We start from the raw sequence: 24,624 nt of genomic DNA on the forward strand, positions 1-24,624 counted from the left end.
GGTTCACAGCGACTCCGGGCGGTAGGCCCATGGGCGGACCCGCTCGACGGCGGCGCCGATCTGGAAGACGGTCGCGTCGTCGTAGCTGCGGCCGACGATCTGCACCCCGGTCGGCATGCCGTTGGACGCGCGGCCGGACGGGACGTTGAGCACCGGGCAGCGGCTGGCGATGTTGAAGACCGGAGTCAGCGCGTACTCCAGGTAGTCGTCCAGCTCGACGCCGTTCACGGTGAACTTGGTGTCGACGTAGTCCTCGCCCGCGAGCAGGCCGGGTGCTCCCGTGGTCGGGCAGAGCAGCGCGTCGTAGCGGTCGAGCAGCTCGCCGATCGGCGCGTAGACGGCCGCCTCCAGCTCCAGCCCGGTCAGGAAGGCGCCGCTGTCTCCCATCGCCTGCTCGGCCGTCGCGGCGAACGCGAGGGCGTAGGGGTTGAGCTTGTCGCCGTGCTCGGCCGCGACCCGGGTGACCATGGGACCGAAGATGGCGCCGAAGTGGATGAAGACGGCCTGGAAGACGTCGGCCCGGCGCAGCCCGACCTCGACCTCCTCGACGATCGCCCCGGCCTCCCGCAGCGCGTCGGCCACCGCCTTGGTGTTGGCCGCGATCTCCGGCTCGATCTCCCAGTCGCCCAGGTTCGGCGCGTACGCGATGCGCAGGCCGGTCACGTCGCCGAGCCGCTCGGGGACGCGCACGGCGGGGCGGAGCGAGACCACGTCGCGGGGGTGCGGGCCGACGATGACGTTCTGCAGCAGCGCGCAGTCGGCGACCGTGCGGGCCATCGGCCCGTCGTGGCAGTAGTGGTCGAGGTTGAACGGCGGCATCGCGGGCACCCGGCCGTAGGGCGGCTTGTAGCCGACCGTGCCGGTGTTGGCGGCGGGCAGCCGGATCGAGCCGCCGATGTCGGAGCCGGTCGCGAGGGTGGCGGTGCCGGAGGCGAGCGCCGCGCCCGAGCCGCCCGAGGAACCGCCGGGGGAGTAGTCCAGGTTCCACGGGTTGCGGGTGAGTCCCCACAGCCGAGAGTGCGTGAAGCCCGCGCAGCAGAACTCGGGTGTGGTGGTGCGGGCGTGCACGATGCCGCCGGCGGCCTGCAGTCGCTCGATGACCGGATGGGTCACCTCGGCCACATGGTCGGTGTAGGCGAGCGATCCGTCCGAGGCGATCCGTCCGGCGATCGGCTGCTCGTCCTTCGTGGCGACGGGAATCCCCTCAAGCGGTCGCGGGGAGCCGTCGCGGTAGGCGCGCTCGGCGTCCTTCGCCTGGCGGAGCGCATCCTCGAACATGCGCTCGCTCAGCGCGTTGATCTGGGGCTCGACGGCCTCGGCGCGCTCGATGACGGAGGTCATCAGCTCGACGGGGGACAGCTCGCGGGACCGGAACAGCCGCAGGGCCTCGGTCGCGGCGAGGTAGGCGAGGTCCGTCATGAGATCTCCTTCGAATCGGTCGCGAGGGCACGTCGGTCCGCCGCGATCTGGGCTGGGTCCCAGCCGGGGCGCGGCACCGAGTGCAGTAGCAGGCGGGTATAGGGATGCTCGGGGGCGGCCAGCACCTGCCGGCTCGGGCCGTACTCGACCACGCGGCCCTGGTAGAGCACGAGGATGTCGTCGGCGATGTGCCGGACGAGCGCCAGGTTGTGGGTGACGAACAGATATCCGACGCCGGTGTCACGGTGGATCTCCGAGAGCAGGTCGAGGATCTGGGCCTGGATGGACACGTCGAGTGCGGCGGTCGCCTCGTCCAGGATCAGCACCTTCGGCTCGGTCGCCAGCGCGCGGGCGATGGCGACCCGCTGGCGCTGGCCGCCGGACAGTCGTCTGGGGAGCGCGTCCGCCTCCCGCTCGCCGAGACCGACCCGCTCCAGCAGTTCGTCGCGGCGGGCCCGCCGTTCCCGCGGGCTCATCCCGAAGTGCAGGCGCAGCGGTTCCTCGACGCACTGCGCGACGCTGACGCGGGGGTCGAGCGAGAGGTAGGGGTCCTGGAAGACCATCTGGAGCTCTCGGGCACGGGCAAGCCGGGTCGCCTTGCCGCGGGCCACATCCGAGCGGTCCCGTCCGCCGACGCGGATCCGGCCGGCGTCCGGCCGCTCCAGGCCGACGAGCATCCGCGCGGTCGTCGTCTTCCCCGATCCCGACTCGCCCACGATGGCCAGGGAGCCGCCGGGCTTCAGCGAGAAGGAGACGTCGTCGACGGCCACCTGGTCGCCGAACGACTTGCGCAGGTTCTCGACCTCCAGTGTGTACTCAGTCATGGATGAGCTCCTCCGCGCGCAGGCAGGCCACCTGAGCACCGTCGATCTCCCGCCGGACGGGTTCCTCCTGTGCGCAGGCGGGCTGGGCGTGGGCGCAGCGGGCCGCGAAGGCACATCCGGCCGGGCTCTCGGCGAGTGACACCGGACGCCCGGGGACGCCGTGCGGCGGCTCGTCCGACCCCAGTCGCGGGGTCGCGGCCAGCAGTCCCGAGGTGTACGGATGGCGGGGGCGGCCGAAGAGCCCTTCGGTGGACTGCGCCTCGACGATCCGTCCCGCGTACATCACGTAGATGCGGTCGCAGATCGCCGCGGCCAGTTCCAGGTCGTGGGTGACGAAGAGCATCCCCATGTCACGCTCGGCCCGCAGCCTGCTGAGGATCGAGATGACCTCGGCCTGGGTGGTGACGTCCAGCGCCGTGGTGGGCTCGTCGGCCAGCAGCAGCCGGGGCCCTCCGGCGAGCGCGCCGGCGATCATCACGCGCTGCAGCATGCCGCCGGAGAACTCGTGCGGGTACCTGCGCAGGGCCGCGCGCGGCTCACGGATGCCGACCGACTCCAGCAACTCCTCGGCCCGCTTGAGCGCGTCTTTCTGTGGCACACCGCCGGCCCGCATCCCTTCGGTGACGAAGTCGCCGATCCTGCGCAGCGGGTTGATGGAGGCCCGAGGGTCTTGGAAGATCATGGAGGCGTCGCGGCGGCGCAGCTCGCGAAGCCGGGTGGGGGACATCGTCAGGATGTCCGCTCCGTCCACCCGCAGGCTGCCGGCGGCCCGAGCTCCCTCGGGGAGCAACCCCAGCACCGAGCGGCAGGTGACGGACTTGCCCGATCCGGACTCGCCGACCAGCCCGACGGCCTCGCCCCGCTCGACGTGCAGCGACACACCGTCGAGGATGGGACGCGCGGCCTTGCCGTCCGCGAGCCGCACGGTCAGGTTCTCGATCTCCAGTAGCCGAGTGGTCATCACTGCTCCCGCCTGGCGACGCGATCGGCGATGGACTCGCCGACGATGCCGAACGCGACCACCGTGATCACGATGGCGACGCCGGGGGCGAGGGCGGGGAGCGTCGCGCCCTGGAGCAGGGCCGAGGAGCCCTCGTTGATCATCGCGCCCCAGTCGGCGGTGGGCGGCTGCACACCGAAGCCGAGGAAGGAGAGTGCCGCGAGATCCATGAGCGCGTACCCGAAGTTGATCGCGGACTGGGCGAGGATCAGCGGAGCGATGTTGGGAAGCAGATGCTTCACGCAGATCACCCAGCCCGACCAGCCCTGCACCCGGTACGCCTGGATGTAGGGGCGGGCCTTCTCCTGCAGGGCCACGCTGCGTGCCAGCCGGCCGACGTACGGGGCGTAGGCGACGCTCATCGCGATGACCGGAGCGGTCAGCCCGGCTCCGAAGACCGCCACCAGGATGATGGCCAGCAGCAGGGCGGGGAAGGAGAAGACGAGCTCCATGGCGCGTGAAAGCACGGAGTCGACGACTCCGCCGTGCCAGGCGGCGGTCACCCCGATCAGCATGCCGAGCAGCGTCGACACGACCACGACCACCAGCGGGCCGAGCAGTCCCGTCCGGGCACCGAAGATCAGCCGGGACAGGACGTCGCGGCCGGACTGGTCCGCGCCCAGCAGGTGGTCGGGGGTGGAGCCGCTCAAGGTCGCGGACAGGTCGACGGCGTCGGGGTCGTGCGGAGCGATCAGCGGGGCGAGGACCGCCGCGATGATCAGCACGGTCAGCACGGCGAGGGCGGTCGTGACGAGCTTGTCGCCTCCCGCGAGGCGGGCCAGCGGTGCGAGGAGCCTGCGCCGGTGGATGGGCAGGGCGGTCATCTTGTGCCTCCCTTCGCGTGGGACAGGCGGGGGTCGATGAGCGGATGGACCAGGTCGACGATGAGGTTGGCGGAGACGAAGGCCAGCACCACCAGCAGGCTGACGGCCTGCACGACAGGGAAGTCCTTGACGGTGACGGAGCTGACCAGCAACTGGCCGACCCCGGACAGGCCGAAGGCGGTCTCCACGATCGAGGTGGCGACCAGCAGGCCGGCCACGATCGTCCCGGCCACCGTGGTGATCGGGCCGAGGGCGTTGCGCAGCACGTGCCGCCATACCACGTCCGAGCCGGGCACCCCGCGTGAGCGGGCCACCTCGACGTGCTCGCGTCCCAGCTCCTCCAGCATCGAGGTACGGGTCACCCGGGCCAGCAGGCCGACGAAGGTCAGGGCGAGCGCCGCCGCCGGGAGCGTCAGATGGCTGATCCGGTCGCCGAAACCGCTGCCGTTGCCGAAAGCGGGGAACCAGCCCAGCTGGACGGAGAACAGCGAGATCAGCCCGATCGCGGCGACGAACGACGGGGTGGCCGTGGCGACGCCCGTGCCGATGAGGACCATCCGGTCGACGATGCCCCGCCGCAGCGCGGCCAGCGCCCCGAACGCCAGCCCTCCGATCAGGATGAGCAGGCCGGCGTAGCCGATGAGCCACAGCGTCGTCGGCAGCCGGGCGGTGATCAGACCGCCCACGTCCTGCCGGAACTGCACGGACTTGCCGAAGTCACCGGTGACGACGCCGCTGATCCACTTGGTGTACTGGATCAGGAACGGGTCGTTCAGGTGGTACTGCTCCTTGATGGCCGCGACGGCCGCCGGTGACGCCGAGCGCCCTCCCAGGAGGAAGGACGCCGGGTCGCCGGGGGCGAGATGGACCGAGCCGAAGACCAGGAACGACGTGATGAGCAGCGTCGCGATGATCCCGGTGATCCGGCGAAGGAGAAAGCCCGCCATGGTCGAACTCAACTGGCCGAACCCAGACGAGCGGCCCATGGGAAGACAAGCTGGGAGATGCTGGTCGGCGCGCCGGTGAGCCGCTTGTTGAGGAACATGCTGTGCGGCAACTCGTACAGCGGGATCCAGACCACATCGCGGACGGCGATCTCCTGCAGCTTGGCGATCGTCGCGGCGCGCGCGGCCGGGTCGGCCTGGGCGTTGGCCTCATCGACCAGGGCGTCGTATTCGGGGTTGGAGTAGCCGCCGTAGTTGGCGAAGTTGCCCGTCTCCAGGATCCCGTAGAACTCCAGCGGGTCGGGGGTGGAGTCGTACCAGATCGTCATGACCAGATCGATGCCCTCGCGGGCCTTCGGGTCGGAGAACAGCGCCGTGTAGGCATCCGGGGCGACCGCCTTCAGTTCGACCTTCAGGCCGATGGCCTGCCCCGCCGACTGCACCGCGTTGGCGATGACGCTGATCTCCGGGGAGAGCGTACTGGTCGCGATCACGATCTTCTTGCCGGAGGCGCCGGCCTCCTCGATCAGCTTCTTCGCCCCGGCGACATCCCTGGTGAGGGGCGGAAGCTTGGCGTAGTACTCCTTGGCCGCCTCCGGGGCGATTCCCCAGGCGCCGATGGCGCCGGGCGCCTTCGCCGGTGTGGCGACTCCGCCCGCGGCGGCCTTGATGATGCCGTCGCGGTCGAGCGCCATGGACAGCGCCTTGCGGACCTTGACATCACCGAGCGTGCCCTTGAGGTCGGTGGGGATCAGGTTCACGGCCGTCGTGTTGGGACCGAAGTAGAGCGTGCCGCTGTCGGCGGTGCGGAGCTTGGGGAACCCGGGGGGCGGCAGCAGGTAACCGCCGTCGACCTCGCCGGAGAGCAGCGCGTTGACGCGGGCGGCGGGGTCCGGGATGAACACGTTCTTGATCGTGTTCACCTTGGGTACGAGCGACGGGTCCCAATAGTCGTCGAACTTCTTGAGGTTGATCGACTGGCCCTTCTGCCATGAGTCGAGTGAGAAGGGGCCGGTGCAGTTGACTCCGACATCCGGGGTGCCGTAGCCCTCCTTGGACAGGGAGGCGGCGCTCTCGATGGTTCCGGCGGAGGTGCCCATCTCCTCGTTGAAGAGCTGGTCGGGCTGCTTCAGATGGACCGTGACCTCCATCGGCCCGGTCTTCTCGATCTTGTCGACGTTCGTGTAGGCGGAGACCCAGTACGAGCCGACCTTGGGATCGAGGTGGCGGCGCATGCTGGCGACGACGTCGTCGGCGGTGAGCGTGGAGCCGTCGTGGAATTTCACCCCGGAGCGGATCGTGTAGACCCAGCGTTTGGGATCGGGTGAGGTCGCGGCACTGGCCAGGCCGGGCTCCACCTTCAGGTCGGGAGTGATCCGCATGAGCTGCTCGCATATGTTGGCGAGCACGGTGTTGGGGTGGTAGTCGAAGGCGTACACGTAGTCCAGGGACTGCGGTTCGGCGTACAGCGACCAGGTCACCGAGTCCACGGCGCCCTTGGCCGCCGGAGTGTCCTTCGTGATCTCGAAAGCGACGGAGCCGCCGTCCTTACCGGCGCTTGTGGCGCCGCCGCAGGCGCTGACCGCGAGGGCGAGCAGGGCGGTCGCCGCGACCAAACGGGAGGTGCGCATCAGATCACCTCTTTCTGAACGGGCCGCAACGATCCGATGTGCGGCTGAGATTGCAGTGAGTATTCGTGAAGGAACGTTCCTGCACAAGAGGTTGGCGGAACGATTCTGCAATGGTTGGACGGGTGGCGGCAGCGCCCGGCAGGATGACAGGATCGTTCTCATGAGCCAGTCAGAGCGCACGGCCCGGGTTCGCCTCGTGGATGTGGCCCGTGCCGCGGGGGTGTCCAAGACGACCGTGTCGGACGCGCTGAACGGGACCGGTCGGCTTCCCGCGGCCACCCGCGAGCATGTGCAGAGGGTGGCGCGAGCTCTCGGCTACCGCCCGAACGCCACGGCACGGCTCCTACGCAGGGGGCACACCCGGCTGCTCGGCCTCGCGGCACGTGAGTACGTCGAGACACCATGGGTGTACACCGATCTGGCCTACTTCTCGCAGCTCGTCATCGCCACGACCCGGGTGGCTCTGTCCCATGGATATGGCGTCGTCCTGTTGCCGACCTCCGGGCCGGAGGACTGCTGGCTGGACATGCCGCTGGACGGCGTGTTCGTCGTCGACCCGGTCGCGGGAGATCCGATGGTCGGAGACTTCCTCGCAGCGGGCGTCCCCGTGGTCTCCGATCGCCGGGCCCTGGCGGAGGTCACGAGCGGAGTACGGGAGATCGGCCGATGGGTCGACTTCGACAACGACGGCGCCGTACGCCAGGTCCTCGATCACCTGGAGGAAGCCGGTGCCGAACGGATCGCGGTCGTCGCGGCCGCGGCCACAGCCTGCTTCCACCAGCAGTCCGTGGACGCCTACCAGGACTGGTGTGCCGAGCGGGACCGTGAACCCTGGATCGTCTACCTGCCCGGCCCCGGTGTGCAACAGACGCTCGACGCCGTGCGGGAACTGCTCGCCGCCCCGGTCCCGCCGGACGCGCTGTTCACACTGGTCGAGGTCAGCTCGCCGCTCCTGCTGGACACGATCCGCAGGCTCGGCCGCTCCGTCCCCGACGACCTGCTGCTCGTCTGCACCACGGAGGATCCGGCGGCCGCCTACACCGACCCGCCGATCAGCACGCTCAGCTTCCTGCCCGGCGAGACCGCCCGGGCGGCGGTGGAACTGCTCGTCGACCGCATCGAAGGGCGCGAGGGTGACCACGGCCGCCTCTTCTCGGCCGACTTCCAGATCCGCGCGTCTTCGGTCTTTCCCGGCCGGCGGCCCGCGCGGCGGACGCGGCGGCCGGCGGTGTCCCCGCTCGCTCCTGGGTGACGCTCAGGTGGAATCGGTCTCGGAACTCGCGGGGTGGGACGCCGGGCCCGGCCTCGAAGAGCTCGCTGAAACGGCTGGGGCCCTGAACGCCCAGCGGGCCGCCACCGCGTACGCGGGAGTCTCCTACAGGGGTATGGCGGTGGTGAGGCGGATGTCGTCGAGTGAATGCCCGGTCTGGAGCACGTAGTCCCCGGAGACCAGGCGCCATCCGTGCTCGCTCCAGACCTCGGCCGCGCGGCGCGGGATCTCGACGGACACCTCGGCGGTCTCGCCGGGGCCGGCCTCGGCGACGGCGAACCCGACCAGCCAGCGGGCGGGCCGGGACTCGTCGGGCACCGCGGGTGCCAGGTAGACCTGCACCACCTCGCGGCCGGGACGGTCGCCGGTGTTGCGCACCCGGACGGTGAGCGTCCCGTCGGCGTACCCGGCGGACTCGTAGTGCCAGGTCGTGTATCCGAGACCGGCTCCGAACCCGTAGGCGGGAGCCGTACCCGACCGCTCCCAGGCGCGGTAGCCGACGAAGACGCCCTCCTCGTACCGCAGCACACCGTCGACGGGGGTGACGTCGATGACCGGACACTCCTCGAGCACGCCGGGCCAGGTGGTCGGCAGGCGGCCGCCCGGCTCCGTACGGCCGAGCACCACGTCGGCCAGCGCGTGGCCACCCTCCTGGCCGGGGAACCAGGTGAGCAGGATGGCCGCGACCTCTTCCCGCCACGGCATCTCCACAGGGGAGCCGGCGTTGACCACGACGACCGTCCGCGGGTTGGCGGCGGCCACCCGGGACACCAGCTCGTCCTGGCGGCCGGGCAGCTTCAGCGACGTGCGGTCGAAGCCCTCGCTCTCCACCTCCTTGGTCGTGGCCACGACGACCACGGCGACGTCCGCCGCCGAGGCGACCCGTACGGCCTCCTCGATCAGCTCGTCCGAACCGGGCGACGGCTCCCGGTGACCGAGCGTGGCGCCGACGAAGGGGAACGACAGCAGGCCGGACCGGGGCAGCGTGTGCTCGAGGCGGACGTCGACCGGCTCCCCGGCGCGCAGCTCCACGTCGACGACGGTGTGCGGCGGCGCCATGAACAACGCGATCGGGTCATCGCCCGCCGGGACCATCGTCCCGTCGAAGCGGGCCTGCCCGCCGACGACGAGCCGGAAGCGGCCGACTCCCTCGATCGAGAGCCGGTGCACGCCGCCGACCGCGGGAGTGAACGTGCCGGTGATCTCGACGCTGCGCAGCTCTTGGAAGGCCACGCCTTCCGGCATCTCGCCGAACCACTGGATCACCCCCTCGGACAGCGGGAAATCGCCGAGCACCCGCCCGTCCTTCGCCCGGCAGACCGCGCGCAGCGGGAAGCGCGCCGGGTTGAACCTGCCGCTGGGGTCGGCCCCGCGGGCGTACGCCATCCGGATCCCCGCGGACGCGAGCCCGTCGTACGGTGACACGACATGGGAGGGGAAGACCTGCGCGCTGCCCCCGCCCATCACGCGGGCCTCCTTCGCCGCTCCTCCGATGAGGGCCACGCTCGTGTCCGGGCCGAACGGCAGGACGCCGTCGTTGCGCACCAGCGTGAACGACGCCGCCGCGACCTCACGGGCCAGCGCCTCCCCGTCGACGGCCGGAAGGGGTTCGGCGCGGGACGCGCCCTCCAAGGCGCCCACCCGGCGGGCCAGGGTCAGCACCCGGCGTGCGTGCTCGTCCACGACCTCCTCGTCCAGCTCTCCGGCGCGTACGGCCGCCGCGAGCGCCGGGCCGTACACGGTGCCGGGGCCGGGCATGGCGATGTCGAGCCCGCCGAGCGCGGCGCGGATCGTGTCGCGGGCGGCCGTCCAGTCGGAGACGATGACGCCGTCGAAACCCCACTCGTCGCGCAGGACCTTGTTCTGCAGCTCGTCATGTTCTGTCATGGTGGGCCCGTTGACGCTGTTGTAGGCCGCCATGACGCCGAACGGCCCCGCCTTCTTCACCACGAGCTCGAAGGGGGCCAGGTAGAGCTCGCGCAGGGCGCGCTCGCCGACCAGGACGTTGGCGGTCATCCGCCCGGTCTCGAAGTCGTTGGCCACGAAGTGCTTGACCATGGCGGCGACCCCGCCCTCCTGGACTCCGGTGACGTAAGCGGCGGCGATCTCGCCGCTCAGCATCGGGTCCTCGGAGTAGCACTCGAAGTGCCGGCCGCCGAGGGGGGAGCGGTGCAGGTTGACGGTCGGTGCCAGCAGCACGTGAACGCCCTTGCGGCGGGCCTCCTGGGCCAGCAGGTTGCCGACGCGGCGGGCCAGCGCCACATCCCAGGTCGCGGCCAGGGCGGTCGGGCTCGGCAGGGCGATGGACGGGTCGTCGGCCGTCCACCTGGCGCCTCGGACGCCGATCGGCCCGTCCGACATGACGATCGCATCGAGGCCGGCGCCGGGCGCCGCGGGCAGGCTCCACATGTCCTGACCGGCCAGGATGCGCGCCTTGGTGTCCAGGTCGAGTTTGCTCAGCGCCTGTTCCACGATGTCGTCGTGCTCGATTCCCGACACGGTCAGCGAACCTCCTTGATGCGAGTGACCAGAACAGTGCCCACGATCACGCCGATCGGGGCGAAGAGGAAGAGTGCGGGCCGGTTCCTCCGGCGGTCGCGCGGAGCGTCGCCGGAGGAACCGGGGCCGGCGAGGGCGAGGCGGCGCGCGAAACCAGCGGGTGCGGTGGCCGGGAGAACGCCGGGCCTCCCTGGACCGACGACGAGGGGTCCGGCCACGTGATCTCCTTGAACCTCGCTGTACGCGCTTTCCCTCGGGAGTATGCCCGCAATTACCGAATAGTCGGTAGGTCATGATATGTAATTGTTATTCTTGCTGATCACGTTAGGCTCGGCGCGACGAGAGGGGTTGACGCATGGTGCGACGCCGAGGATCGCGCGAGAGCCGGCGAGAGGAGATCCTGCTGGCCGCGCTCGACGTGTTCGCCGAACGCGGCTACACGGGGGCGTCGATCGCGTCGATCGCCGAGCGGGTGGGCCTCAGCCAGCAGGGGGTGCTGCATTACTTCCCGAGCAAGGATCGGCTGCTCGCCGAGGTTCTGCAGTTGCGCGACGAGCGCAACCTCGACGTGCTCGTGCTGCCCGGTGAGGGAGGAGCGATCACGCTGGACACCGTGGCCGCGCTGGTCGAGTACAACGCACAGCGCCGCGGCATCGTGCAGTCCTTCACCGTGCTCTCCGCGGAGAGCGTGATCGAGGACCACCCGGCCAGGGATTTCTTCAAGGAGCGCTACGGAACCTCCCGCGCCTGGATGGCCGAGGTGATCCGCGCCGAACTCGGCGACGATTTACCCGCCGGCCTCACACCCGAGCAGGCCGCGCCGCTGATGTTCGCGGTGATGGACGGACTCCAGCTCCAGTGGCTGCTCGCCCCCGACGAGATCGACATGCCGGGGCTGTTCCGCGCCTTCCTCTCCCTCCTGAAAGCCCGCCACCCGGTCTCCGAATAGCACCCCCGTGGTCTTGTGGCGCGGGGCTCGCTTCCGCCACAGTTGCTCGGGGCGCATGTCATCGACACCCGTGAAAACCGGGCATCCAACACAGGAGGCGGGGGCGGATGGACACGATCGTCGGGGTGCACGGTATCGGTAAGTACCGCTACTACCGCGACGCGGGTAACTCGGTCAGCGGCGCGGCGGTCGCGATGCGCGACAAGTGGGACCGCTATCTGCACAAGGGCCTGACCGGCGGAAAGCCGCACGCCAAGGAGCGCTACATCACCGAGATCGCCTACTACGCCCACCTGCTGGGTGAGAGCAAGGACGACTCCAGGCGCGCGGTGCGGAGCATGAACGTCGGCGCCCAGGAGGTCTTCGTCGCCTGGGCCAAGCAGCTCGACTCGGTGGGGGAGGGGCTGACCGGCGCCCTGCACCGGATGACCGGCTGGCTGCTGGACCGGTTGCAGGGCAACGCCGTCGACTTCGCCAGGTTCTTCTGTCCCGAGGTCGCCGCCTACATGGTGGCCGGGAGCGAGGCGCGCGAGAAGTCGAGGGCGGCCGTGGCCGAGGTGATCAGGCGGAACCGGCCCAGGGTGGTGATCGCGCACTCGCTGGGCAGCGTGGTGACCTACGAGACGCTCTGGGCCAACCCCGACCTGGAGGTCGACCTGCTGATCACTCTGGGCAGCCCGCTCGGCATGCGCAATGTGATCTTCGAGCGCCTGATGCCCGCACCGGTCAACGGCTGGGGCGGCCGGCCTCCCAAGGTCAGGCGGTGGGTGAACATCGCCGACAAGGACGACATCGCGGCGATCCCGCCGGGGCTGCGGACCTGCTTCACCGGCGTCGACCAGGAGGCGCTGGTCAACCTCGACTGGCTCGACTTCCACACCGTGGAGAAGTACCTGGGTTGCGGCGCTCTCACCCCCCACCTCAAGCCCTACCTGGGATGACCCGCCCGCTCGGGTTCACCGCCGCGGAGGCCGTCGCCTCCTGAACCGTCACTCCGGGGCTCGGGCGCGGCCACCGCGAGGAAGCCGATCCTTCGCCTCGATGTCGCCCGCCGGTCGGCCGATGTTCAGTCACGGTGGGTAAGGCATTTGCCTGTGCAACGGCTGTTCATCCTGCCTTGATGCTCAGGCCATGGCGGGGAAAGCTGGGGCGGTTGCACTGGTGGCGTGGAGCAGAAGCTGTCACGCAGAGTGTTTCTTTCCGCCGCCGCCGGTGCGGGCGGCCTGTTGCTCACCGGGGCCGGGCACGGCCCGGCCCGGACCCTCGCCGACGACCCGTTCAGGCTCGGCATCGCCTCCGGCGACCCGTCGGCGGACGGCGTCGTGCTGTGGACCAGGCTCGCCCTCGACCCGCTCGGCCCGGACGGCCGGGGTGGGATGCCGGCCAGGGACGTGGACGTCGAATGGCAGCTCGCCACCGACGAGCGGTTCGCCAAGGTGGTCCGCGCGGGCACCGAGACCGCGCGCCGGCAGCGGGCGCACAGCGTCCACGTCGAGGTGGACCACCTGGAGCCAGGCCGGGAGTACTTCTACCGTTTCCGGGCCGAGGGCCACCTGTCGCCGACCGGCCGCACCCGCACCGCCCCGTCCGCGGTGTCCGCTGTGTCTTCATCGTCCCCGCTGACCTTCGCCATCGCCGCCTGCGCCCACTACGAGCACGGTTTCTACACGGCGTACCGGAGGCTGGCCGAGCAGGATCCCGAGCTGGTCGTCCACCTGGGCGACTACATGTACGAGTACGCGCCACGGGGGTACACGGCCCTCGCCGGGAGTGTCCGGCAGCACACCTCGGGCACCTGCGCCACGCTGGCCGACTACCGGATGCGGCACGCGCAGTACAAGAGCGACGCCGACCTGCAGGCGGCGCACGCGGTCGCGCCGTGGCTGGTGACCTTCGACGACCATGAGATCGAGAACAACTGGGCGGGAGAGGTCTCCAGCTCCGGGGACCCGGCGTTCGCCCGGCGCAGGGCCAACGCCTTCCAGGCGTACTACGAGAACATGCCGCTGCGCCGGACGAGCGTGCCCGGCGGGGCGTCGATGCGGGTCCACCGCCGGGTGGACTGGGGGCCGCTGGCCCGTTTCCACCTGCTCGACACCCGGCAGTTCCGCGACGACCAGGCCTGCGAGGACGGGCTCAGGTCCGGCTGCGACGACAGGCTGGCCACCGGGCGCACCCTGCTCGGCGAGGACCAGCGGAGCTGGCTGCTCGACGGCCTCGCGAGCTCCGGCGCCCGCTGGAACCTGGTCGGCCAGCAGATCCTGATGGCCCAGCGTGACTCCAGGGTCGGGCCGGGCACCGAGGTCAACATGGACTCCTGGGACGGCTACGCCGCCGAGCGCACCCGCCTGCTGACCGGATTCCGGGACACGGGCGCGGCCAACCCGGTGGTGCTGACCGGAGACGCGCACATGCACCACGCGGCGGACCTGAGGCTCGACTTCGACGACCCGGACTCGCCCCGGATCGCGGTGGAACTCGTCACCTCCTCGATCGCCAGCGACGGCGACGGTTACCGCGACGAGAGCCGGGTCGCCGCGACGATCGCCGAGAACCCGCACATCTCCTACCTCGACCAGCGGCGCGGTTACATCGTCTGCCGGGTCACGCCACAGGAGTTGCACGCCGACTTCCGCACGCTCGACTACATCAGCAGGCGTGGCGCTCCGGCGAAGACCGGTGCCCGGTTCACCATTCCGGCAGGACAGGCGGCACTGACCTAAAGCGCCAGAGGAATTCCTGAAGAGATGTTGGATGATGCCGCTTATGAGTCCCCTCACCACGAGACTCGGCGCCGTGGCTCTCGCCATGGCGCTGGGTGGCACCCTCCTCGTCCAGCCCCCCGCCTCGGCCGCCAGGTCCGCGCTACCCACCGCACCCGCCGTGTCACCCGCCGCCGCGGCGCCCACCGACTTCAAGTACGTGATCTCCTTCCCCAAGCACGTCCGCCGGGGTGGATCTCTCGTCTACACGGTCAAGGTCAGTAACAGGAAGGCCCGCGGCCAGCACTACGTGGCACTCGTCGGGGACTTCTCCAACCGGTTCCGCAAGATCAAGGTGATCTCCAAGCCGCGCAGCGTCAAGTGCTCGGTCAAGCGCCGTGACCTTTCCTGCTGGATCACCTCCCTCGACAAGGGCGACTCGACGACGGTGCGGATCCGCGCCTGGGCGGGCTCGCGCCGGGGCGTCGCCACGGTCAGGTTCGGTGTGATCGTCACCGCCGACGCGAAGGCCGACATCGGTAAGCTCCGCAAGGAGATTTCCCGCCCGGTCAAGGTCAGCACGCGTATCCGTTAGCCTCTCGGCGTACCAGGGGCGTGCGGCCCGGCTCTCCGGTGTCCCGGCCGCACGGCCCGCCGCATGGGACGGGCCCTTCCCGTCCTGCCGCGGGACGAGCCGGAACGAGCGGTCAGATCCCGGCGCGGTTCCGGGGACGCCTGGGAGCGCCGTTCGGCTTCGAGGTCGTGCCGGCCTGCAGGAAGTTCTCGATCACGAGGGTGGCCGCGCCCAGCGCGACGGAGTCGACGCCGAGGCGGCCCAGACCGATGGAGACCGTCTTGTACGGCTGCGCCAGGCAGTTGTCCGCGGCGACCTTCCTGATCCTCGTCAGCAGGTGCTCGCCGAGCAGCACGCCGGCCCAGCCGCCGATGATGATCCGCTCAGGGTTGAACAGGTTGATCAGGTTGGCCAGGCCGATGCCCAGATAGGTGACGGTCTCGTCGATGACGGGGGAACCGCCGGCCACCAGTTCGGCCAGCGCGGCCTGCTCGTCGACGCTCTCCGTCCAGACCCCGGCACGTTCCAGAATGCCCCTGGCCCCCACGTACGCCTCCAGGCAGCCCTCTCCGCCGCAGCGGCACCGGTGCCCGCCGACCATGATCTTCGTATGGCCCCACTCGCCGGCGCTGCTGTTGGCCCCCAGGTACGTGGTTCCGTCGGTGATGATGCTCGCCCCGACTCCCGAGCCGATCAGCACCACCACGGCGTGCCTGGCCCTGCGCCCGACGCCGAACCACAGCTCGGCCTGTCCCATCGACTTGGCGCCGTTGTCCACGAAGAGCGGCAGGTCGGTGCCCGCCCGCAGGAGCCTGCCGAGGGGGACCGCGTCCCATCCGAAGGTCGGGGCGTGGATCAGGGCGTCGGGCCCCGTCTCGACGACGCCGGGAACGCCCACCCCCACGCCGAGCACCCGCTCGGCGGGCACGCCGCTCTCGTTCAGGACCACGTCGATGCCCTCGATGATGTGGCGGACGACCAGATCGACGTCGTGCCGGGTCGGGCGGAGCGCGTACTCGGCCTTGGCCTGGCGGTTCATGTCCAGGTCGAAGAGTTCGACGTGCACGTGCGTCTCGCCGACGTCGACGCCGATGGCGTAGCCGTGGGTGGTGTTGACCCGTAGCAACACGCGCGGCCTGCCTCCGTCGGAGTCGGCCAGGCCCGCCTCGACGATGGTCCCGCTCGCCAGCAGATCTCCCGTCACGTTGCTCACGGTGGCGGGGCTGAGCCCGATGGTCTCACTGAGCTCCTGGCGGCTGGCGGGTCCCTCGAAGTAGAGGGCGCGCAGCACTATCGCCCGGTTGCCTCGGCGTAGGTCGCGGACGGTCCTGTGCTGTGCGTCGAACATGACCATCATCTTAGGTAGCGAGTCGAAGAAAACGGTCGTCTACCGGGGTGAGGACGAGTTTGTGAGGGCGTAACCGAACAGGGTGCCCTTGGCGGCGGTGGCCAGCGTCCTCGCCGTCGACGGGCGGATGCCGGGGTAGGGGCCCTTCCGTACGGTCCCGCGCAGCAGGGTGAGCCTGCCGTCGCGCGGGGCGGCGATGACCAGGCCGCGGCCCGCGACCATGGCCAGAGCCCCGCCGAAGTCGCCGCCCTCGCCGGTGATCAGCAGGTTGTTGTTCTTGGTGAGCCCGCCGGAGCGGGTACCCGCGAGCACCTGGACGGCGTTCTCACCCGGCACCCCGATCGCCAGCTCGTCGTCGCCGTCACCGTTGAGGTCTCCGGCGGCGAGGGCGGCGCCGAAGCGGTCGAAGTAGCGCGGTTCCCCCTTCAGGGAGCGCTGCGACCAGGTTTCCGAGACCGCGGTGCGCAGTCCGGCGCGGGAGCCGTAGACGACGTGCACCGTGCCGTCGCCGTAGTCCATCGCCCGCTGGTTCTCGGTCAGGCCCTCGCCCGGTACGCCGATCGCCAGGTCGGCGTGGCCGTCGGCGTTGAAGTCACCGGTAGCCAGGGCCTCGCCGAAGAAGTCCCAGGCCTCGGCGCGGCCGCTGATCCCCGGGCTGTCCTGGGTGAGCAAGGTCGCCTTCCGCCGCCGGACGTCGAGCACGGTGACCGAGCCCTGGCCGTTCTTCAGGACCGTGTCCGCGGGCGCGCCCACGGCGACCTCGGCCCGTCCGTCGCCGTCGAAGTCCCCGGTGGCGAGCACCGCGCCGAACTGGTCGGTCTCCTTCTCGGGCTGTCCCACCCATCCGGTCCGCTGCGTGATCATGTACGGCTCGCGTCCGCTGAATCCGTACACCCCGACCGCGCCGCCACCCAGCCCCGGGGCGCCGATCACCAGCTCGTCGTCCCCGTCCCCGTCCAGGTCCCCCGCCGCGAGCGCGGCCCCGAACCGGCCGGAGTCGCGCTCGTGGCCCAGGTCGCCGGCGTCGATCACCCGGCCGGGCCGCAGGCCGTCCGGCGAGCCGTGGAACAGCAGCACCACTCCGTCGCCGTCGGCTCCCGGCCGGGAGCGGTCCTTCTCGGAGACGCCCACGGCCAGGTCGGCGCAGCGGTCGCCGTCGAAGTCACCGGTCGCCAGCGCCGAGCCGAACGCGTCCCCGGTCTCGCTCTCGCCGGGCACGCCGGGCTCGTCCTGGGTCAGCCTCCGGGTGGTGCGCATGTCGTACAGGACGGTGACCGCCCCCGCGCGGGCGTGGCCGCCGGAGCGGGTGTAGGGCGCGGCGACCGCGAGATCGGCCCGTCCGTCGCCGTCGAAGTCGGAGGGTACGCCGGAGCAGGCGTTCGCCATGGAGGGGGAGGTGGAGACCAGAAGGGAGGTGAAGGCAATGGAGACGAGAAACACGGCTCTCATAGCCGTAATGGTTTCCGATAATTCGGACACGCGGCCCACAAGGATATGAAATTCACGTGGCCGGTACGGGTAAAGAACATGCCAGGATTGAAAGCATGGAAATCGACCTGGCCGACCTGGGATTCTGGCGGCGGCCGCTCAAGGAGCGGCATGAGGCGTTCGCGCGGCTTCGGGATCTCGACCGGCCGGTGTTCTTCGAGGAGAAGCGGGTGCCGTTGCTCCGCTCGGGCAAGGGGTTCTACGCGCTGGTCAGGCACGCCGACGTGGTGGAGGCCAGCCGCAACGCCAAGGTGTTCTCCAGCGAGCCCGGCGTGACCAGCCCCGAGCCGCCCGGCTGGGTCAAGCACGTGTTCGGCGAGTCCATGGTCAACATGGACGACCCCCGGCACGCCCGGCTCCGCCGCATCGTCTCCCGCGCGTTCAGCCCGAAGATGCTGAGCAACCTGCAGGGCGACATCGACGCCGCGTGCGCGCGGATCGTCGACGAGGTGACGGCCTCGGGGCCCGGCGACTTCGTCACGCAGGTGGCCGCCAAACTGCCCATCCACGTCATCTGCGACATGATGGGCGTCCCGGACGACGTGCGGGCCAGGGTCCACCAGCACGTCGACATCTCCACCGCCTACTCCGGCGTGCGGCCCAGCCTGGCGCACACGGTCAGGATGGCCGCCCAGAACACGCTCGCGCTGCTCGCCCTGCAGCGCCTGGTGATCAACCTGGGCAGGGAGCGCTCGGGGGCGCCGGGCAACGACCTGGTCTCCGCGCTGGTCACCGCCAACGTCGACGGTGAGAGGCTGACCGACAGGGAGCTGGGGTCGTTCTTCACGCTCCTGCTCGTGGCGGGCAACGAGACGGCCCGCAACACCATGGCGCACGGTATCAAGCTGCTGACCGACAACCCCGAGCAGCGGCGCCTGCTGGCAGACGACTTCGACGCCCACATCGGCGGCGCCATCGAGGAGATGGTCCGTTACGTCTCACCCATCATGCAGTTCCGCCGCACCGTCACCGAGGACTACGACCTGCGCGGCCTGCAGCTGAAGGCGGGCGACAAGGTGGTGCTCTTCTACGGCTCGGCCAACCGCGACGAGACGGTCTTCCCGGACGCCGACCGGTTCGACATCACCCGGGACACCAAGCCCCACGTGGGCTTCGGCGGTCCGGGGCCGCACTTCTGCCTGGGGGCCAACCTCGCCAGGCAGGAGATCAGGGCGATGTTCCGCGAGCTGTTCACCCGGCTGCCCGAGGTCCGCTCGGTCGGCGAGCCGGAGCTGCTGGTGTCCAACTTCGACAACAGCGTCCGCAGCCAGGCGTTCACCTTCTGAGGGCGGTCACCTGCCGGGCTGGGGAGCCGTCACCGGGCAGCCGGTCTTCGGCTCCGAGCGGATCAGCACGTTCCCCCGGATGGTGAGGAAGGTGAGCAGCGCCGCGAGGCCCATCATCGACGCGCTGACCAGCATGGTCGTATGGAATCCGGTGGTGAAGATCGTGGGGGAGTCGAAGGCGTCACCGGTCAGCCCGGCCAGCGGGGGGATCGCGGCCACCGCGAGCAACCCGCCGGTCCTGGCGACGGCGTTGTTGACGCCGCTGGCCACCCCCGCGTGCCGCTCGTCGGCGCTGGCCAGCACGGTCGCGGTGAGCGGCGCGACCGCCGCCGACAGACCCAGGCCGAACAGGGTCGTCACGGGCAGCACGTCCACCACGTACGACGAGCCGGGGCCGATCCGCGACATCAGCAGCAGGGCTCCCGCGCAGACCAGGATGCCGGCCGTCATCGGCAGCCGGGGCCCGATCCGCTTGGCCAGCTCGCCCGCCGGGGCCGACAGCAGCAGCATCAGGATCGTCACCGGGATCATCGCGGACCCGGCCAGCAGCGGGGAGAAGCCCGCCGACACCTGCAACTGGACCACCAGCAGGAAGAACACCACGCCCATCGCGGCGTACATGACGAACGTGACGACGTTGACCGCGGTGAACACCCTTGACGCGAAGACCTCGACCGGTACGAGCGCCCTGGGCGAGCGCCTGATCTCCAGCCAGACGAACGCGGCGCCCAGCGACACGCCTGCCAGGATCGGGACGACCTCCAGTCCGATCAGGCCGTAGGTGATCCCGGCCAGCGCCAGCGCCGCCAGCGCCGCGCCGAGCACGTCGAACCGGCCGGCGGCCTCGGCGTTCCTGCTCTCCGGGACATGCCGCAGGGCGACCAGCACGACGAGCGCCGACAGCGGCAGGTTGATCAGGAACACCCAGCGCCAGCCGGCCGTCTCCACCAGCCACCCGCCGAGCAGCGGGCCGATGGCCGAGGCCACCCCGCCCAGACCCGACCACGCCCCGATAGCCCTGGGACGGTCCTCGCGGTCGAAGGACGACTGGATGATGGCCAGGGAGCCGGGGGTCAGCAGCGCCCCGCCGATGCCCTGCAGCGCGCGGGCCGCGATCAGCGTCTGCACGTTGGGCGCCAGGCCGCACAGGGCGGAGGCGAGGGCGAACCAGACGACGCCGATCAGGAAGATCCTGCGCCTGCCGTACCGGTCACCGAGCGAGCCGCCCAGCAGGATCAGACCCGCCAGGGTGAGGGTGTAGGCGTTGACGGTCCACTGCAGACCGGCCATGTCGGCGCCGAGATCGGCGCCGAGGGCGGGCAGCGCCACGTTGACCACCGTGCTGTCCAGCAGGGCGATGCCGGAACCGAGCACCGTGGTGAGCAGAACCCAGCGTCCCGCCGCAGAATTGAGACGGATGTGACCGTTGTCCATGCCGTCCATCATCGCTGACGCCCCGTGCCCACCTGACCTGCGCGCATGATTCAGAGAATGTCGGGTGACTCTGGTAGGACGGGTCCTGCCACGTTAAGCCTGACGGGAGTTTCCGATGGACTACAGCGAGTTCAACGACGACGTCGACGGTCTCCACCGTGGGGAGTACGCGGGCCTGCCCATCGTGAGCCTGCGCCCGCCGGGGGCGCCCATGCCCGCGGCGGGCGAGGCGGCGTGGCGCATCTCGGTCCGCGTCCACGACGCCAAGGAGACCTTCGAGGAGCACTTCGCGCGCTTCGTCGAGACCGTCGACACCACCGAGGTCAGGGCGATCATCGTCGGCGGCTGGGGTGAGGCCTACGAGAACGACGCCTCGGGTCCCGTCCGGCTGCTGGCCGAGAACGCGGCGCGGTTTCCCGCACTGCGTTCGCTCTTCTTCGGCGCGATGTCGTCGGAGGAGTGCGAGATCTCCTGGATCGTGCAGAGCGACGTCACCCCGTTGCTGGCGGCGTTCCCGCTGCTGGAGCGCCTGGAGGTCCGGGGCGGCACCGAGTTGGAGCTGCGGCCGATCCGGCACGACAACCTCAGGATCCTCCGGTTCGAGACGGGCGGCCTGCCCCCAGCGGTGGCCAGGGCGGTCGGCGAGAGCGACTTCCCCGCGCTGGAATACCTGGAGCTCTGGCTCGGGGCGGTGGAGTACGGCGGAGACACCACGGTGGCCGATCTGGAGGGCATCCTGTCCGGCGAGCGGCTGCCCGCGCTCAAGCACCTCGGCCTGCAGGACAGCGAGATCCAGGACGAGGTCGCCACGGCCGTCGCCGCAGCCCCGGTGGTGGCCCGGCTGGAGTCGCTGGCCCTGTCGATGGGCACGCTCACCGACGCGGGTGCCGAGGCGCTGCTCGCAAGCCGGTCGCCGGCCCACCTCAGGCGGCTGGACCTGCACCACCACTTCCTGAGCGACGCCATGGTCGAGCGCCTCAGGGTGGCGTTCTCCGGCGTCGAGCTCGACCTGTCCGAACAGGAGAAGCCCGACGACGACTGGTATTACGTCGCGGTCTCCGAATGACCGCGCTCGCCGTCGTCGGCACGCCGGGGGAGCGGCGGGTGGCCATGTTCGCCGACGCCTGCGTCCGGCAGGGACTGCGCGAGCCCGCGGTCCTGCCGTGGACGTCCGTGCTGCGCGGCGCGGAGATCCGGATCGAGCCGGAGACGCTGGTACGGATCGACTCGCCGGGGGAGGACGCGGAGACGGACGAGCTGCTGCGCGGAGGCGGCGAGCCGTCCCGGGCCGGCGGCGGGGCCCGCTGGCACGCCGCGTTCGTCGCCGGGGCGGCGCGGGTCCGCGAGGCCGTCGGCCGGACTCCGGGGGCCGTGCTGCTCGCCGACGTCGAGGACATCTCGGTGATGTTCGACAAACGACGCTGCCACGCCAGGCTGTCGGCGGCCGGGGTGCCGGTGCCGCCCGCGCTTCCCGGACCGATCCGCGGCTATGCCGAGCTGCGCGAGCGGATGGGCGAGGCCCGCTGGGGGCGGGTGTTCGTCAAACCGGCCCATGGCTCGTCGGCCTCGGGGGTCGTCGCCCTGCACGCGTCGGGCGACCGGGTCAGGGCGGTGACCTCGGCGGAGCTGACCTCCGGGGGGCTGCGCAACTCCCTGCGGGTCAGGTGCTACGAGGACGAGTCCGACCTGGCGGCGATCGTCGAGGCGCTGGCCGGAGACGGGCTGCACGTCGAGCGATGGTTTCCCAAGGCGAGCCTCGGCGGGCGCGCGATCGATCTGAGGGTGGTCGTCGTGGACGGCACGCCCACCCACGCGGTCGTCCGCACGAGCCGGGGGCCCATAACGAACCTGCACCTCGGCGGTCTGCGCGGCGACCTCGGCGAGGTCAGGGCCGGACTCGGCGCCGAGGGATGGGAGCGGGCCCTGGAGGTCTGCGCACGGGCGGCGGCCTGCTTTCCCGGGAGTCCGGCCGCCGGGGTCGACCTGATGGTCGGGGCCGACTGGCACGATCTCGCGGTGGCCGAGGTCAACGCGTTCGGCGACCTGCTGCCCCGGCTGGAGGGCCTGCCCGGTAGCGGCGCGGAGGGCCTCGACACCTACGGTGCCCAGGTCCGCGCGATCCTCGCCCGGTACTCGCCGCAGGGGGCGGGGAGAACCGCGACCCGGGCGGTCCCGTGACCTCGGGGGCGAAGGCGGGGCCGATGCGTGACATGAACGAGATCGTGGGCAGCCACGACCTGCTGCTGGTAACGCTCGACACGCTTCGGTACGACGTGGCGGAGGAACTGCTGGCGGCGGGTCGGCTGCCGAATCTCAGCAGGGCACTGCCGGGCGGCCGGTGGGAGCGGCGGCACAGTCCGGGGAGCTTTACCTACGCCGCGCACGCCGCGATCCTCGCCGGTTTCCTGCCCACCCCGATCGAGCCGGGACCGCATCCCCGCCCGTTCGCCGCCGCGTTCCCCGGGAGCGAGACCACGGCCCCGGGCACCTGGGTGTTCGACGCGCCCGATCTGCCCGGCGGGCTGGCCGGGGCGGGGTACCACACGGTCTGCGTCGGCGGGGTGGGGTTCTTCAACAAGCTGACCCCGCTCGGGTCCGCGCTGCCGGCGATGTTCGCCGAGAGCCACTGGGAGCCGGGGTTCGGGGTCACCTCGCGGACCTCGTTCGAAGCGCAGATCGCATGCGCCGAGCGGGTGGTCACGGGGGTGGACGGTCCGGTGTTCCTGTTCGTCAACGTGTCGGCCCTGCACCAGCCGAACTGGTTCCACCTGCCGGGCGCCACTCGCGAGCACGGTGACAGCCGGCGGAGCCACGCCGCCGCGCTCGAATACGTCGACCGGCACATCGGCAGGCTGTTCGCGCTGATGAGCGAACGGCGCCCTGGGTTCGCGATCGTCTGTTCCGATCACGGCACCGCCTACGGTGAAGATGGATACGTCGGGCACCGGATCGGTCACGAGGTCGTCTGGACCGTGCCCTACGGTGAGTTCACGATGGAGCGGGGGGAGTGGCGTTGACTCCGAGTCCTGGCCGGACGCCAGAGGTGGTGGACGGCGAGCGGGGCGCACCCGCGCCGCCGCCGCTGGACGCCGCCTCACCCGATGCGGGGCCGTATCAGGGGTATGTCTACGCCTACCCGCACAAGACCGCCTACCGGCCGCTCGATCCGCGTCCGCCACTGGCGGAGGTGTGGGCCAGGGAGCCCGTCGACCACCTCTTCCTCTACCTGCACGTCCCGTTCTGCGAGATGCGCTGCGGATTCTGCAACCTGTTCACCCGCACCGGCGCCCCCGAGGAGCTCGTCGACGCCTATCTCGGCGCGCTGGAACGCCAGGCGAGCGCCGTACGGGGTGCCCTGAACGGTCCCCGCTTCGTGGCGGCGGCCGTCGGCGGCGGCACGCCGACCTATCTCAAGGCCGCCGAGCTCACCAGGATGTTCGACCTCGCCGAGCAGATCATGGGCGCCGACCTGCGGGCCGTCCCGATGGCCGTGGAGACCTCCCCGGCGACCGCGACGGCCGACCGGCTCGCGGTCCTCGCCGAGCGGGGCACGACCCGCGTCTCGATCGGCGTGCAGAGCTTCGTCGACGCCGAGGCCCGCGCGGCGGTCAGGCCGCAGCGGCGGCAGGAGGTCGAGACGGCGCTCGGCCGGATCCGCGAGGCCGGGTTCGAGACGCTCAACCTCGACCTGATCTACGGCATCGACGGGCAGACGGAGGCGTCCTGGCGTTACTCGCTGGACGCCGCGCTCGCCTGGAAGCCCGAGGAGATCTACCTCTACCCCCTGTACGTCCGCCCGCTCACCGGTCTGGGCCGTCGCGCCCGCGACTGGGACGACCACCGGCTCACCCTCTACCGTCAGGGCCGCGACCACCTGCTCGCCGCCGGGTACGAGCAGATCTCGATGCGGATGTTCCGGCTGCCGGGGCGGTCGAGCCCCGCCGAGTACAGCTGCCAGAGCGACGGCATGGTCGGCCTCGGCTGCGGTGCCCGCTCCTACACCTCTCATCTGCACTACTCCCACGAGTACGCGGTCGGCGCCGGCCAGGTGCGCGCGATCATCGACGACTACGTGCGCCTGGCTCACGGGGAGTTCGCGGTCGCCAACGTGGGTTTCCGGCTGGACGAGGAGGACCGGCGCCGTCGCCACCTCATCCAGTCGCTGCTCCAGGCCGACGGGCTCGATCCCGAGGTCTACCGTGCCCGCTTCGGAGCCGGGGCCGAGACCCACTTCGGCGAGGAGCTGGAGCGCCTGACGGCTGGGGGTCTGCTGGAGCGTGACGCGCCGCCGCCGGGCGGCGAAGGGGCGCGCCCCGGGTGGCTCCGGCTCACCGCCGAGGGTCTGGCCCGCTCCGACGCGATCGGTCCCGCGCTGTTCTCCGGCAGGGTCCGCGCGCTGATGGCCCGATACGAGGAACGGTGACAGGCTTGG

The 24,624-nt window shown here is 70.8% G+C and carries 21 protein-coding genes; 10 read left to right on the forward strand and 11 right to left on the reverse strand.

Translation table 11 applies throughout. From position 1 onward, the window contains the following. Window positions 1-3 precede the first annotated feature (3 nt). Genes ACWD3H_RS05365 through ACWD3H_RS05390 form a run of 6 tightly spaced genes read right to left on the reverse strand, consistent with a single transcriptional unit; the run spans window position 4 to window position 6,642 of the window. Window positions 4-1,419: an amidase gene (locus ACWD3H_RS05365; RefSeq protein ID WP_451954116.1), complete on the reverse strand. Its 1,416-nt coding sequence runs from the start codon at window positions 1,417-1,419 to the stop codon at window positions 4-6. Then, complete coding sequence (locus tag ACWD3H_RS05370) at window positions 1,416-2,243, reverse strand: ABC transporter ATP-binding protein (protein WP_350919596.1); 828 nt, start codon at window positions 2,241-2,243, stop codon at window positions 1,416-1,418. The genes ACWD3H_RS05365 and ACWD3H_RS05370 overlap by 4 nt, the downstream gene beginning before the upstream one ends. Further along, a complete protein-coding gene (locus tag ACWD3H_RS05375) occupies window positions 2,236-3,204 on the reverse strand; it encodes an ABC transporter ATP-binding protein (RefSeq protein ID WP_451954117.1) in 969 nt (322 codons plus the stop codon). Before ACWD3H_RS05375 ends, ACWD3H_RS05370 begins: the two co-directional genes overlap by 8 nt. Continuing rightward, complete coding sequence (locus tag ACWD3H_RS05380; protein ID WP_451954118.1) at window positions 3,204-4,067, reverse strand: ABC transporter permease; 864 nt, start codon at window positions 4,065-4,067, stop codon at window positions 3,204-3,206. Before ACWD3H_RS05380 ends, ACWD3H_RS05375 begins: the two co-directional genes overlap by 1 nt. Next, window positions 4,064-5,014 (reverse strand): ABC transporter permease, encoded by a 951-nt coding sequence (locus ACWD3H_RS05385; protein ID WP_451954119.1) that lies wholly within the window; start codon window positions 5,012-5,014, stop codon window positions 4,064-4,066. The genes ACWD3H_RS05380 and ACWD3H_RS05385 overlap by 4 nt, the downstream gene beginning before the upstream one ends. An 8-nt stretch (window positions 5,015-5,022) precedes the next feature. Then, window positions 5,023-6,642 carry an ABC transporter substrate-binding protein gene (locus ACWD3H_RS05390; protein WP_451954120.1) on the reverse strand — a complete coding sequence of 540 codons (1,620 nt, stop codon included), beginning with the start codon at window positions 6,640-6,642 and terminating at the stop codon, window positions 5,023-5,025. A gap of 160 nt (window positions 6,643-6,802) precedes the next feature. On the opposite strand from ACWD3H_RS05390, the gene ACWD3H_RS05395 reads away from it, so the two are divergent. Then, a complete protein-coding gene (locus ACWD3H_RS05395) occupies window positions 6,803-7,894 on the forward strand; it encodes a LacI family DNA-binding transcriptional regulator (protein WP_451954121.1) in 1,092 nt (363 codons plus the stop codon). Between the two features lie 123 nt (window positions 7,895-8,017). On the opposite strand, the gene ACWD3H_RS05400 is transcribed toward ACWD3H_RS05395, so the two are convergent. Together ACWD3H_RS05400 and ACWD3H_RS05405 are read right to left on the reverse strand one after the other, a co-directional pair. Then, window positions 8,018-10,411 (reverse strand): beta-glucosidase, encoded by a 2,394-nt coding sequence (locus tag ACWD3H_RS05400; RefSeq protein ID WP_451954122.1) that lies wholly within the window; start codon window positions 10,409-10,411, stop codon window positions 8,018-8,020. 2 nt (window positions 10,412-10,413) lie between these two features. After that, the gene (locus ACWD3H_RS05405; protein WP_451954123.1) at window positions 10,414-10,629 is read right to left on the reverse strand and encodes a hypothetical protein; all 216 of its coding nucleotides are present in this window, start codon (window positions 10,627-10,629) and stop codon (window positions 10,414-10,416) included. Window positions 10,630-10,766: 137 nt separating this feature from the next. Here ACWD3H_RS05405 and ACWD3H_RS05410 point away from each other — a divergent pair, with 137 nt between their 5' ends. The 4 genes from ACWD3H_RS05410 (at window position 10,767) to ACWD3H_RS05425 (ending at window position 14,657) form a co-directional block, all read left to right on the forward strand. Further along, window positions 10,767-11,360 carry a TetR/AcrR family transcriptional regulator gene (locus tag ACWD3H_RS05410; RefSeq protein WP_451954124.1) on the forward strand — a complete coding sequence of 198 codons (594 nt, stop codon included), beginning with the start codon at window positions 10,767-10,769 and terminating at the stop codon, window positions 11,358-11,360. 107 nt (window positions 11,361-11,467) lie between these two features. After that, on the forward strand, window positions 11,468-12,301 hold the full coding sequence (locus ACWD3H_RS05415; protein ID WP_355618657.1) for a hypothetical protein: 834 nt from the start codon (window positions 11,468-11,470) through the stop codon (window positions 12,299-12,301). A 225-nt stretch (window positions 12,302-12,526) separates the two neighbouring features. Beyond that, window positions 12,527-14,083 (forward strand): alkaline phosphatase D family protein, encoded by a 1,557-nt coding sequence (locus ACWD3H_RS05420; protein ID WP_451954125.1) that lies wholly within the window; start codon window positions 12,527-12,529, stop codon window positions 14,081-14,083. 43 nt (window positions 14,084-14,126) lie between these two features. Continuing rightward, window positions 14,127-14,657, forward strand: a complete 531-nt coding sequence (locus ACWD3H_RS05425) for a hypothetical protein (protein WP_451954126.1) — start codon at window positions 14,127-14,129, stop codon at window positions 14,655-14,657. 112 nt (window positions 14,658-14,769) lie between these two features. On the opposite strand, the gene ACWD3H_RS05430 is transcribed toward ACWD3H_RS05425, so the two are convergent. Continuing rightward, the gene (locus ACWD3H_RS05430) at window positions 14,770-15,984 is read right to left on the reverse strand and encodes an ROK family transcriptional regulator (protein WP_350961627.1); all 1,215 of its coding nucleotides are present in this window, start codon (window positions 15,982-15,984) and stop codon (window positions 14,770-14,772) included. A gap of 39 nt (window positions 15,985-16,023) precedes the next feature. Then, on the reverse strand, window positions 16,024-17,433 hold the full coding sequence (locus tag ACWD3H_RS05435) for an FG-GAP repeat protein (RefSeq protein ID WP_451954127.1): 1,410 nt from the start codon (window positions 17,431-17,433) through the stop codon (window positions 16,024-16,026). A 95-nt stretch (window positions 17,434-17,528) separates the two neighbouring features. On the opposite strand from ACWD3H_RS05435, the gene ACWD3H_RS05440 reads away from it, so the two are divergent. Beyond that, window positions 17,529-18,758 (forward strand): cytochrome P450, encoded by a 1,230-nt coding sequence (locus ACWD3H_RS05440; protein WP_451954128.1) that lies wholly within the window; start codon window positions 17,529-17,531, stop codon window positions 18,756-18,758. Window positions 18,759-18,764: 6 nt separating this feature from the next. Here ACWD3H_RS05440 and ACWD3H_RS05445 read toward each other — a convergent pair whose 3' ends face one another. After that, entirely contained in the window at window positions 18,765-20,192 is a 1,428-nt protein-coding gene (locus tag ACWD3H_RS05445; RefSeq protein WP_355556155.1) for an MFS transporter, read from the reverse strand. A 115-nt stretch (window positions 20,193-20,307) separates the two neighbouring features. On the opposite strand from ACWD3H_RS05445, the gene ACWD3H_RS05450 reads away from it, so the two are divergent. The 4 genes from ACWD3H_RS05450 to ACWD3H_RS05465 are packed head-to-tail and all read left to right on the forward strand — an operon-like array spanning window position 20,308 to window position 24,615. Continuing rightward, complete coding sequence (locus ACWD3H_RS05450; protein ID WP_451954129.1) at window positions 20,308-21,258, forward strand: STM4015 family protein; 951 nt, start codon at window positions 20,308-20,310, stop codon at window positions 21,256-21,258. Next, window positions 21,255-22,370 (forward strand): STM4014 family protein, encoded by a 1,116-nt coding sequence (locus tag ACWD3H_RS05455; RefSeq protein ID WP_451954130.1) that lies wholly within the window; start codon window positions 21,255-21,257, stop codon window positions 22,368-22,370. Before ACWD3H_RS05450 ends, ACWD3H_RS05455 begins: the two co-directional genes overlap by 4 nt. Before the next feature lie 23 nt (window positions 22,371-22,393). Beyond that, a complete protein-coding gene (locus ACWD3H_RS05460; protein ID WP_451954131.1) occupies window positions 22,394-23,209 on the forward strand; it encodes an STM4013/SEN3800 family hydrolase in 816 nt (271 codons plus the stop codon). Then, window positions 23,200-24,615 carry an STM4012 family radical SAM protein gene (locus ACWD3H_RS05465; RefSeq protein WP_451954132.1) on the forward strand — a complete coding sequence of 472 codons (1,416 nt, stop codon included), beginning with the start codon at window positions 23,200-23,202 and terminating at the stop codon, window positions 24,613-24,615. The genes ACWD3H_RS05460 and ACWD3H_RS05465 overlap by 10 nt, the downstream gene beginning before the upstream one ends. Window positions 24,616-24,624 lie beyond the last annotated feature (9 nt).

The sequence above is a fragment of the Streptosporangium sp. NPDC002607 genome, from assembly GCF_053592655.1.